Annotated in this window: 11 protein-coding genes; all 11 read right to left on the bottom strand. The window is 36.5% G+C overall.

Annotated elements, in window-relative coordinates; all coding sequences use genetic code 11:
- Window positions 1–182: 182 nt before the first annotated feature.
- A complete protein-coding gene (locus EHQ58_RS18155; protein ID WP_135625461.1) occupies window positions 183–1349 on the bottom strand; it encodes a glycosyltransferase family 4 protein in 1167 nt (388 codons plus the stop codon).
- On the bottom strand, window positions 1346–2206 hold the full coding sequence (locus tag EHQ58_RS18150) for a glycosyltransferase (protein WP_135625460.1): 861 nt from the start codon (window positions 2204–2206) through the stop codon (window positions 1346–1348). Before EHQ58_RS18150 ends, EHQ58_RS18155 begins: the two co-directional genes overlap by 4 nt.
- 6 nt (window positions 2207–2212) lie before the next feature.
- Window positions 2213–3034, bottom strand: a complete 822-nt coding sequence (locus EHQ58_RS18145; RefSeq protein ID WP_135625459.1) for a glycosyltransferase family 2 protein — start codon at window positions 3032–3034, stop codon at window positions 2213–2215.
- A gap of 39 nt (window positions 3035–3073) precedes the next feature.
- Window positions 3074–4030 (bottom strand): GDP-L-fucose synthase, encoded by a 957-nt coding sequence (gene fcl, locus EHQ58_RS18140; RefSeq protein ID WP_135625458.1) that lies wholly within the window; start codon window positions 4028–4030, stop codon window positions 3074–3076.
- Window positions 4031–4145: 115 nt separating this feature from the next.
- Window positions 4146–5093, bottom strand: a complete 948-nt coding sequence (locus EHQ58_RS18135) for a class I SAM-dependent methyltransferase (protein ID WP_135625457.1) — start codon at window positions 5091–5093, stop codon at window positions 4146–4148.
- A gap of 13 nt (window positions 5094–5106) precedes the next feature.
- Window positions 5107–6195, bottom strand: coding sequence for a DegT/DnrJ/EryC1/StrS family aminotransferase (locus EHQ58_RS18130; protein WP_135625456.1), 1089 nt, complete (start codon window positions 6193–6195; stop codon window positions 5107–5109).
- A 73-nt stretch (window positions 6196–6268) separates the two neighbouring features.
- On the bottom strand, window positions 6269–7291 hold the full coding sequence (locus tag EHQ58_RS18125) for a glycosyltransferase (RefSeq protein ID WP_135625455.1): 1023 nt from the start codon (window positions 7289–7291) through the stop codon (window positions 6269–6271).
- Complete coding sequence (locus EHQ58_RS18120) at window positions 7288–9051, bottom strand: methyltransferase, TIGR04325 family (protein WP_135625454.1); 1764 nt, start codon at window positions 9049–9051, stop codon at window positions 7288–7290. Before EHQ58_RS18120 ends, EHQ58_RS18125 begins: the two co-directional genes overlap by 4 nt.
- Window positions 9048–10334: a glycosyltransferase family 2 protein gene (locus tag EHQ58_RS18115; protein ID WP_135625453.1), complete on the bottom strand. Its 1287-nt coding sequence runs from the start codon at window positions 10332–10334 to the stop codon at window positions 9048–9050. Before EHQ58_RS18115 ends, EHQ58_RS18120 begins: the two co-directional genes overlap by 4 nt.
- Before the next feature lie 3 nt (window positions 10335–10337).
- On the bottom strand, window positions 10338–11636 hold the full coding sequence (locus EHQ58_RS18110; protein WP_135625452.1) for an ABC transporter ATP-binding protein: 1299 nt from the start codon (window positions 11634–11636) through the stop codon (window positions 10338–10340).
- Entirely contained in the window at window positions 11636–12505 is an 870-nt protein-coding gene (locus tag EHQ58_RS18105) for an ABC transporter permease (RefSeq protein ID WP_135625451.1), read from the bottom strand. The genes EHQ58_RS18110 and EHQ58_RS18105 overlap by 1 nt, the downstream gene beginning before the upstream one ends.
- Window positions 12506–12509 lie beyond the last annotated feature (4 nt).

Below are 12509 nucleotides of genomic sequence, written 5' to 3'. Positions count from 1 at the left end.
GCTTCTTATCGCTTTGGGGTTAAAAAATTGGTTTTTTTGGGTTCATCTTGTATCTATCCTAAATTTGCTTAAGAGTCTGAATTCAATTTTTTGATTTAAAATAATTCTAAACCTTCTGTAAACTAGCAAATCCAAATTTCTAGTTCAAAATCGAATTTTTGCAGCTCCTTACATTCTCCTCTCTATTTTTTAATCCTGAGTACTTTTTTCATACCATATACGAAGAAATGAAGGATGCCACGATCACTGATGAACTTCAATATTAATTTAAAATACGGCAGGTCAATTTTCCTCTGCTTGCCTAAGTTGTTTATTGATTCAGACCAAACGTTTGTTTGTTTTGAGTTAAAAGATAATATTTGCACCGCGCCTTTGATCCAAGAAAAATTAGAACGAGAAAAGCCATAGCAAACATTCGAATATTCCAATAATAAATTTCTATTTTCGTCCATTTCCTCAATGAAGCTTATCATTTCGTGAACACTGGAAAAATTAAATACTGTTACTTCGGGATGCGCGCCCGTATCGAAAGCTAGGCTTAATGTTCCCAAGGACTGAGCCTCTAACAAAGGTAAATTGAATCCTTCCCAGAGTGAAGTTGAAATGAAAATATCTAAATTTCTAAGATAGTCCGTCTTCTCTTTTTCCGTTAGATTCACCTTAACTTGAATGCCTGAATCTATTAAGTCCTTGGCATCGCTTTTTTTTCCATGTCCGCAAAAATGAAAATCATACTTTTCGCTACCAAGGATTTTGGCCAATTCTATAAAGTATTTTACGCCTTTATAATCATTCTCACTCTCGCCCACTCTACCTAACATTCCAATCTGCAATTTGTCAGTTGAGATTGATTTTTTTGTTCCTAAATCTAAAACATTCTCACTACCCAATAGAACTACATCAGCATCTTCATAGCCGACATCATACTTTACAAACTCTGAGATTGTGATGATTCGATCGGCATACTTTTTGTTTTCATTTCTGAGCTTATACTGTTTTCTAAGGAATTCTTGAAGCTCTTTGTTAGAGAATAGCTCTGGTGTCGGATCACCGTAGTCATGCATAATCAATGGAATGGATGGATATTGTTTCTTAATAGCGGGTATATATTTCCAAAATGGAAACGTATGAATGTAAATATAATCTGGCTGGACTTTTCCGATAAGTTCTAAGACGGCACTTTCTTCTTCTGTGACCATTTGAATTTTCTCTGAATGGATATCTGATAGGATGCAACCAACTGTGACATCATACCCGAGCTTTTCCCAAACAGCCGCCAACTGTTTAATGACAACATCAACGCCGAAACCTTGCGCAGATAACCTGACAGCAAATATTAATATTTTCATATAGTTAGTCCAAATTTAATGAAGTGATTCCACTTTCGTACCAATCGTTTTCGATCACTAGAATCTTCTTCGCCCTTCTTTCTTGTTCCATTCTCGAAATGAAATACAGTTCCAAATCGAGTTAAAATGATCTGATACCCAAGCCGCTTCACTTTCATACAGAGGTCAATATCTTGTGCTTCCCGATTATAGAATTCATCGAATCCGTTTGCCTTCAAGAATAGATTCCACTTTATCATTAGAAATGCACCAGTCACAGCAGCAAAATTTGTTATCTCTTTAGAATCTTTAATCGATTCGATTTTCTCATTTCCATAAGAATGGTATGGAAAATACCCATCCATACTTTCATCAAAATGGAAATCAATACCCGCATGCTGTATTCTTTTATTTTCAAATTGCATGACAGCACCTGCGACTCCATTTCTCGGATTGGAAGTCAATGCTTGATAAACCTTTAATAATATATCTGCACCATCGATCAAAGTATCATTATTCAAAAATAAAATCGAATCATAACTGGCATGCGTATAGGCAACTTCATTATTATTTTTTGAAAAATGATATTTCAAATTTCGAATTACTTTGAAATTCTCTTTTAAACCAGAATATAATTCTAATACTTTTGGATCCGTTGAACCGGTATCACCAATGAGCACCTCAAAAGCAATTTGACTCTCCTTAAATTTCTCAGCCTGTTTTTCTAAACATTGAATTAATGGAATTATGTAATTTGGCTTATCGAGTGTTAGAATGACAATGGAGAGGCCGTTTGTTTTATCTTTTTTAGTGTATGGACGATTAACGCTAATTTGCTGGACACGATTAAGATTGCTAAGATCATAAATATTTTTCATTTTGTTTCACTTGATATGTTTTTTATAGGTGTAAAAATAAACTAAATTAAAAATTTTCGAAGGGTTTAAAATATAACTTCCGAGACGGAAAGCAGCAGAAGTTCTCATCGTTTCTAACCTCGATTCTAATTCACTAATCTTTTGAAGCAGTGCATTCAATTCAGGAGATAAATACTTTTGAAGGATTGCTTTCCGATTTTCAAGAAATTTCTGATCATTCGCTGTAGACGAGAGTCCGTTTAGTGAATATTTTGCTATTGGAATGCTAACGTATTTTTTTCTGATATCATCATCCGCAAAACATCTAAAGTTGATGATCCAATCTGCAAGAATTTTAAATGATTCATCGAAGCCATCAAATTTTAATAATAAGGATTTTCGAATAAAAATGGCTTGATGGCAGATATTTTTATCAAAGAGTTTTGCTTCGGTAAAGCGACCATCATACATCTTACCCGTCTCGCCCCACTCAACATCGCCATATATAAAATCGAAACGCTCATGCTCTCTATTTCCAAATAATTTTTGTAAAACCGAGTTATCAAAAAAAGAATCGTCTGCCCCTAAAAAATATAACCATTCTCCTTTTGCATATTTGATCCCTTGGTTCATTGCATTATAGATTCCACGATCTTTCTTTGAATAAAACTTGAGGTTTGAATACTTTTTCTGATATTTTTCAACGATAGATCTTGTCCCATCGCTTGATTTATTATCCAAAATTAGATGCTCAAAGTTTTTGTATTTTTGACTCCCAACACTAAGTATACACTGCTCAATATGTTTTTCAACATTGTATGAAGGTGTAATGATTGTTACTTTAGTCATTGAATAGTTCGATCTTTAAAGCTTCGGAAAAGATTATTTTTATCTTTCCGTTGCTCCGTTTTCGATAAAATCTTGATACGCTAAGGTGATCCCGTCATGCAAATCCACCTCATGTTTCCAGCCCATTTGATGAAGTTTCGAGACATCTAATAATTTTCTTGGAGTGCCATCTGGCTTAGTTAAATCAAATGTTAATTTTCCAGAATAACCTACAACTTTTTGAACTGTTTCCGCAAGCTCGCGAATCGTGACCTCGATCCCAGAGCCAATATTGACATGCTCACCGCCACGTGCATCATTTGTTACATCGTAGCTATTCATTAAAAAAATACATGCGCGAGCCATATCATCTGAATATAAAAATTCTCGCTTGGGATTCCCCGTTCCCCAAATGACAACCTCGGGCATATTCGATATTTTTGCTTCATGGAAGCGGCGAATAAGTGCAGGCAAAACATGCGAGTTTTGAGGATGGTAATTATCTCTTGGTCCATAAAGATTCGTCGGCATGACGGAAATAAAATTGGTGCCGTATTGTCTATTATAACTTTGACACATTACGATCCCTGCAATTTTCGCAACCGCATAAGGTTCGTTTGTGGGTTCTAATTTTCCATCAAGAAGCTGACCCTCATCCATTGGCTGTTTAGCAAATTTTGGATAGATACAAGATGAACCCAAAAAAACCAATTTTTTAACCCCAAAGCGATAAGAAGCATCGATAATGTTATTTTGAATCTGAAGATTCGAAAAAATGAACTCAGCTGGGTACGTATTATTCGCATGAATGCCTCCCACCTTTGCGGCAGAAAGGAAAACATATTCAGGTCGTTCCATTTTAAAGAATGCATTTACTTCCGATTGTTCGGTAAGATCCAGTTCCTTTCTTGATTTTCCTATTAAATTCTGGAAACCATCTTTCTTTAATACTCTTATCAATGAAGATCCTACAAGACCTTGATGACCAGCTATATAAATCTTCGATTCTTTCTTCATGTGTTTCGACCTTTTTATTTGCTATTGATGATACATTTTAGAGACATAGATTACTTTAGTGCTTCAGTTAACTTATCTTTGGTGGTATTCTCTTTCCAAAAAAAATGTTTAAAGATTAAACTTTTTGATAAATGCCAATAAAGTTGTCTCCGAGCCCGATTGCATCAAACAATCTAGTTAGTAAATGATTCATCCTAGTTTTATGAAATCGATTCACCTTGTTTAGCCTTTTTTGCTGAGATTCCGTTATTTCAATGCCAGTGGACCAGAAGGCTGCCTTCTTTCCAGCTTGATCAGGAAAAATGATATTATGAATTTGTTGGTATCTTGCCCATTCTGAACTTGTTACGCATTTCAGGCTGACAAGTTTGAAACCAGCGTTCCTTCCCAGAATCTTAAACGATTTTCGAGAAAAGTGTTGGAGGTGATAAGGTGTGTGCCAATTGATCCACTTCTTCTGATTCCATTTTGCGCTAAAACCATTTGAATTTGGAGTGGTGAAAACTAGGAATCCTCCCGGTTTCAAAATATGATTTATCCCTTTTAGTACCTCGGCCGGATTTGCAAAATGTTCTATGACTTGGTCCATAGTAACGTAGTCAAAAAAGTTTTCAGAATAATTTTTTGCATCAAAGGAACCAATCTTTACGTTAAACTGATACTTATCAGCCACTCTTTGCAAATTTGCATCTGCATCGACTCCATAAACTTCGCAACCTCTTTTCTTGTGGTAGGCGAGCGACTCACCAAACCCACATCCTATGTCGAGTACTCGGACATTTTCAGGGACGGCCGCAAACGCCCGATAGTCGCCACTCCACCACCCTCTAATACCTTTCGTGTATTCGAGTGGTTGGAAACTATCAATACTTCGTTCAGTCCTAGGATAAAAATTTGTATAAAGATCTGTGATTTGTTGATCTGTAAAATCAACATCTAGATATTTATGATTACAGTTGTTACATTGCAAAAGCTTATAAACGCCTGGATAACCATATCTATCATCGTATAAGTCATTCACAAATTTTGTGTTAGAAGATTCGCAGATTGGACATTTTTTCATAAGGATAAATTCACTAACTCTTAAATTGATTTAAAACTTTAGCCACTTGCATGGCTTCTTCTTCCGTTGTAGAAAATGAAATCGGAAGGCTTAACGTATTGGCATGAATCTTTTGACTGATCGGAAAACTTCCTTTAAGTATACCTTTCATCGCCTCCTGGTTGTGAGGGGCAACAGGATAATGTATTTCCGTTTTTATACCATTTTCCAATAGATAATCTTTTAATCTATCACGATCTTCATGTAAAATATTGTAGATATGAAAAACATCATAAAAATCTGGATGAAGGATTGGTTTTTGAAAGTTTGAGTTTATATTTTCTTCATAAATACGTGCTAATTTCCGTTTATGAAGATTTATCTCGTCTAACTTGCGCAACTTGATTGATAAAAATCCTGCCTGAATTTCATCAAGCCTGGAATTATAACCAAGCAACTCATTATAATACTTTTTATCGGAACCATAATTTCTAAGTTTTCGTATATCGGTATTTAATGTTGGATCATCGGTAACAATCGCTCCCGCATCACCCAGTGCTCCGAGATTTTTTGTAGGATAGAAACTGAAGGCATTGCAATGACCAAATGTCCCGATTTTTTTACCTTTATACGTTGCACCGTGAGCTTGGGCACAATCTTCGATTAACATAAGATTATGAGTATTCACGATCTTAAGAATTGGATCCATTTCACAAGCTTTTCCATACAAATGCACAATCATGATGGCTTTTGTTTTGTTGGTAATTTTTGCTTCAATTTCCTTTGGATTGATATTATATGTCAAAGGATCTGGTTCCACTAGAATGGGAACTAGATTGTTTTGAATGATAGAAAGGATCGTCGCTATGTATGTATTAGATGGAACGATGACTTCCGAACCAGGCTCAAAATTTTTAGCGCGTAAGGAAAGAATCAATGCATCCAAACCAGAAGCCACACCTATGCAGTATTTATTTCCATTATATTCTGCAAATTCGGACTCGAAACGAGAGACTTGCGTTCCTAATATATACCAACCAGAGGCGATCACCTCCGAGGAGATTTTATTAAAATCATCAAAGAAGGGCGCATTCACTTTCTTTAAATTTTCATATTCTATCATTTTTTCCTAACCTTTGGTTTCCTGGATGAATTTCGAATTTGTTTCTACGCATTCTTCCAATATTCAATCCTACTTACTTTTTGAAAACTTTGCGAAGAACTCGATGAATGAAAACATTGGACAATAGCCGAGTTACAAATTTTGCCAAATACAAAAGTGCCATGTCGAATCCTTTATGATAATGATGGAAATCTTGGTTTGTCATTTTAGTGGAAATTGTTTCTTGTAAGGTCAATTTTTTACATTCCAAGTTATATTTTTTTTCCATTCGGTTCATCCGCTTTACATACTTACGATACACTGCTAAGTAACTAGCATCATGATTATATACTATAAAATTACAGGTAAAATAACCACCGCTAAAATACTTATACTGATGGAAATGATAGAAAATCAAAGGCGTTCCGGCCACCCTAAGTTGACCACCAACTTCAGTTAATGGATACTGTTCCAAATTCCACATGGCTACCCCAGCACCAATGTTTTTCAATATTAGTACATTCTTGTATAATGATGGCCATTTATCTAAATATTTTTGATCTCCCATCCGGTCGGGCTCAGAAATATAATAACACCAATCCAAGCATTGTTCCCTCCATAACTTTAAACAAGCGAGACCGTTTTCATCGCGCCTGAAAAACATCATCTGGACATTAAAGATGCCATTCACTTCCAAATGTTTTAATCTCTCTGGAAAGCGATGAGGGATGATCATTATGGAATGATTTGCAATTTCGTCAAAGATAGGTTGTGGACTTGAATAAAAAAATAAATCCGCATCTAAATAGATAATATGATCGATCTCAGGATTTTTTTCTAAAACATAGGATGGTAGTACAGGTGATAAAGTCCAACAATACTCTTGCCAAGTCCGATTTCCTTTGGCAACGAGCACACCTTCATCTTCCACATCTTTCAAAGATAACACGGTCACATTGGGAAGTTTTAATTCGTTAAGTTTAGAATAACATTTGTCATCTAAAGCCAAAATCCATAAATGAAAATCTTGAAAATGTTCAACGAGAGACGAATATAAGGTTAATCCCAAAGGGAGATAGTTTGAATCAAAGAGTGTGCAAAGTTTCTTGTTTTTCATGTTTTTAATTTAAAGATCATTCCTCTTTCGTATGCCTTTTCTCCAGATTCTAAATATTGTGCGGCATTTAAATACGAATCAAAGTCTGCAACGAGCTCATATTTTCCTAAAAATAATTGGATGAATTTTTCCTGATTAAAAAACCAAGCAGGATAGGAGGCATCATATATCCATGGAGGTACCACTTGTTTGGTGATACGATCTCCGCCTTGCAATAGAAAGTATGTTCGATCGATGAGTATATATGGAAAATTATACTTCAAAAAAGACTCAATCAGTGAGCTTGGATCTTCAATATAAGGAAGAACACTTGATAGTAAAAGCACATTCGGTTTCGCTGATTGAAAAGCAGCTTCTGTTGTTTCAAAAAACTTCAAGCGATCGTTTTGAAAATTCTCCTTTCCACAAACTACAAAATTGTTCTGTTCTACTATGGACCAGCTTTTTAACACATTCTGAATCATTCCAATGTTTTGATAATAGGAACTTCCAAGAGAGCCACCAAAGTCTAAAACATGGAGATCGCCAAGTTCAGTACTTGCTTTAAAAAGAGCTGCAAGTATCGGCCAGGAATAAACCTTTTCATCCAATAACACGGAGTCTCTCTCCGCGACTGCTTTGCCATCTCTAACCTGCAACAATGCTTGTTTGCATTTTTCCAATATTAGATTACTGTCATAACCTGAGCATTCATCACTAGCAGCCTTCCAACTATCATAATTTCCAAAAAACCCGAATGGATCTTTTGGTGTTGTCAAGTCTGGTCTAGGGGATAATTTATTTATGATCCGAATGAGAACGTTTTTTACTTTTTGTTTTATGAATACTGGGATGAGAAACTTCACCTTCCTTATAAATGATGATGATTTTTTTATAATAGGTTCTGCACTCTTACCGCTGGCGTTCAGAAAGTATTCTTTAATCACATTTTTACTTTTAATATCCTCACGGACCCGTACTTTATAAAAATCTTGTTTGGTTTGAACTACTTCCGTCGTATAATCATCGTTATCAGAGCAATGTGTACCCGAACCATCATTTCCAATGTTTTCAATATAAGACTTTCCAGGATATAAGGTAAGTTTGTTTTTCAAAAATGCAGAGGCATACCATCGAATCGCCCAGGAATTATTTTTTCCTGAAATTTGATCGATCAGCATTTGTGTGTAAGGATAACTACCAAAAAAATCGAATTCCTCAGTTTGCTTTCTGCGCTCGATCTCTTCTAAAAGTTTGGAACCATCTTCCTCAAACAAATCCCATCCGCGTTTCCAAGTGGCCCAGCCCCAACAATCTGCCCCTTTCAGAAAGAAAAAATCAGGCAATGTTTTGCTAACAGGATACATATAACCATGTATGCTGATGACATTCTCATCTTTCTCATATAAATCCAAATTGGAATTCATATAATCTAAAAAATAGGGTGATGTGAGCATATCATCTTCAAGTACAATCACCCTTCCATGTTTTTGAACTACTTGAGTTACACCTGAGATGATTGATTTTGCCAAACCAAAATTAACTTCTCTTTCGATGATTTGAATGCTTTTGAATCCTTCAATGGTTCTGATATAATTTCTAACGTCCGAAACACTAGCAGTCTTACTCTCCGATTTCGCAGCATCCGAAAAGATATAGAGATCACTGTCTTTAGAGCTTGCGTTAGCTTTCAGAGATTCAATCGTTCTTGTTAGATGTGCGACTCTATCATACGAAAAAATGGCGATCGGTGCAAATGATTTTACATTCGTTTCTTTCATAAGGATTCCTGCTGGATTCTATCGATCTCAATCTGCTGGATCTCCTTTCCATTTGCAGAAATAGCATAAAACTCGATTCCATTTAAATGATCGATTACACCCGTATTTATGTATCCAATAAATCCTGACTTTTTAAGTTTCTCGCTATCTTGCGCGATGGCAATGTCTGGACGTTTGATTTTAAAATGTTTCAGAGTTCCCAAAACTTCCGATTTATCTTTTACGACTAAAATTATTTTCGCTGGAATTTTTGGATCCAATGGATCGGACGCCCATCCAATGAATCGTGCAAAATGTACGCCTCTTATAATGGTAAAATGATAAAAATATTCAATGCGTCCAGTTTTCTTAGAACTTTGTTGGTTTGGCACCAATTGGTATTCAGAAAATGCCGTGGCTGATTTTTTGATGCTATTTCTTGAGATTCGGAATAAAAAATATTTTTCTCGGAGTACGTGCAAGTAATGGAGGATGGGGATTCCTATGTAGCGATGTGTAATCGAAACCTTATAAAGATTTTTAAATTTCCATCTCCATGGACAGACAAACAGAATGAAGGCGAACCAAGATAGTTGGTAGTAGTTAGATCTTTTGGAAAAATGACTTTGAAGGAATCCCTTGAATCCTGTTGCACGAACTCTAATGCCTGTTTGTTTCGTATCTTCTTTTAGTTTAAGTTCCGGAAACGTGAGCATGCGAAATCCCTTTCGGAAAGCTCTATGGGTAAATTCATAATCGGACTGGTAATGCGGGATGAGAGTTGGGTGGAACCCTCCGATTTCATAAAAGACGCGCATCTTAAAAAAGAGCCCACGGGTGGAGAGGATGTTGATCTCCTCTGGACTTTTCGCATTGGAAAAGATTAGATGTTCCCAATCCACATTCGATCCCGAATCTAATAGCTCACCTGTGACACTGTCATAATCCTGGGAAAGGATGAGCGCATCGGGATTTTCGTTTATCTTCTCTATCCCTATTTGTAAAAAATCTTTCTCAAATACCACATCGTCATTGAGAATCAAGATATTTGCCTCGGCTGATACCTTATTTTTGGTAAGCCATTTGTAGCCTTGGTGTAAGGATCCGCCCCACCACCAGTTGCCCTTTCCTCTGATCACTACTACATTTCCGAAATAACCTGTCACCATTTCAGAGGTCCCGTCTGTAGAACCATCATCTACGAGTACTAAGGTGAAATCCTGATACGTCTGCTCTTTCAGGCTTCGGATCAATTTTTCAGTTACATTTTTGCGGTTGTGAACAGGAAGAATTACATACAGCATAATTTATATTTGGTTAACCAAAACTTCCTCTTCCTCGATGATCACATACCCTAATTGTTGCGATTTGGAATCATCACGGAATACTTTTAAAGGCAAGATGTCCTGCAGTCTATGTAACATCTCATCATCGTCTCCTCTCATTCCCAGAGAAAATATAAAATCTCCGTTTTTAAGCGAAGGAAGAACAAAGGTAAATTTGATTAAATATTTTTTACCCGCTTTCATCGATTTGATCGGGTAACCTGCAATATCTGTATTTGTATGAAGTGCATACTTTCCATAATCATCATATAAAATCCACCCGAAGGAAGGGCTCGCGATATCAACATTGACACTGACCTCTGCCATGAGTGTGAGCTTAGGATTTCCAGTAACTATGGTAACGCGGTCATTCACTTCATTACACAAAGTGGCTCTTTCAATTTTAGCCTTCATGGATCCGATCGATGTCGTTGACTCATTCCCGTAATCCCAAACGATTTGATCTGAAGTTAAGTTGCTTGAGTCTTCACTATTTATATTTTGAATATTTGCATTTGCCTCTTCAGGGGTCGTGACTTGCGGGAGTTGGTTGAAGACCATGAAATTGATATAATCGGTCATGACTTTCTTCGGATCCCCATCCATAAACAGCTTTCCATCATTGATCCAAATCGATCGATCGCAGAAGGATTTCACTGCCTCGGGGCTATGTGTCACAAGAATCAGAGTCCTCCCCTTCTCCTTGAACTCATGCATTTTCCTAAGGCATTTTTGGCTGAACTTCATATCACCAACCGATAAAACCTCATCGGCTATGAGTATATCAGGATCGATATTGATAGCGATCGCAAAAGAAAGTCTGGAGTACATCCCTGTGGAATAGGTTTTAATCGGATGGTACATAAACTCGCCGATATCAGCAAATTCTACAATCTCACCTAACATATTTTCAATTTCATCATCGGTGAAACCGAGTAACTTACTCGCAAACCTTGCATTGTCGATTCCCGTTAATTCGGAATCAAAACCAACCCCTAACTGTAATAAGGAAACCTTTCCATGTATGCTCACCGTACCTGAGGTAGGAGTCAATTCCCTCGATAAAATGCGAAGCAGTGTGGACTTCCCAGCCCCGTTTCTTCCTACAATACCAATAAATTCTCCCTTTTTAATTTCTAAAGAAATGTCAGTGAGGGCGCGAAAGTCAGTAAAATACTTCTTATGTTTAAAATTAAATAACTGTTTAAGTCGATCACTCGGTCTGTCATAAATTCGGAAGACCTTGTTCACTTCATGAAGCTTAATGGCAATATCATTCATTAGATTACATCTCCGAATTCTGGTCGTAGTCGCTTATACGTAAATATCCCGAGGCAGATACAAACAAGTGTAAAGGACCAAAAATAGATCATCGAGAAGGTATCTTCATAGAATGGCTTCTGATAAATGAAACTTTGTCGATAGCCGTTGATAATATAATAAAACGGATTTAGCTTCATGAAGATTCTGTATTTTTCGGGATACGTGTTCAAATCCCAGAAGATCGGTGAAATCCAATACCCTATCTGAAACAAAACTCCCAATATATTTCGAGTATCTTGTAAAAACAAACTTACCGATCCAGTAATCCAGGAAATGCCGATTAACAATACACAGGTTGCAAAAAGGTAATAAAGACTCTGAAACCAATAAAAGGAAAAGGAGATACCGGACGCAAACATCATGATGATCAGCAGAAATATAAAAATTAAATGAACGTAAAGTGAAGAGAGAATTTTAATCAAAGGCAAGATGGAAAGGTTGATTTCTGGCTTCTTCATTAAGTAGGAATAGCTGGAAAATACATTGGCGGAACTAATGCATGTGCCAGAAAAAAATTGCCACATGATCATGGAACAAAACAGCCATGGTAAAAACGGATAATTGCCAACGGGTTGGAATCTCATCGCCTTGGTAAAGAAAAACCACATAACATACATAAAGATCATTGGCTCTACGAAAATCCAAACGACTCCAAGTACGGAACCGAAATGCCCACTTTTAAATTCTCGGATGGAAAGATCAAAAAGCAATTTTCTCAATCGGAAGATCTCGAGTATAAAATTTTTACCGCGTATGATTGTATGAAATAGATCATTCTTTCTTTTCCTACTTTCAACTGCTGCAACATCATTCGTTTTGCTTGTCATCTGA

The sequence above is a fragment of the Leptospira ognonensis genome, assembly GCF_004770745.1.
Taxonomy (GTDB): domain Bacteria; phylum Spirochaetota; class Leptospiria; order Leptospirales; family Leptospiraceae; genus Leptospira_A; species Leptospira_A ognonensis.
The sequence above is the reverse complement of the archived record's forward strand: the minus strand, read 5'-3'. Positions and strand labels throughout refer to the sequence as shown.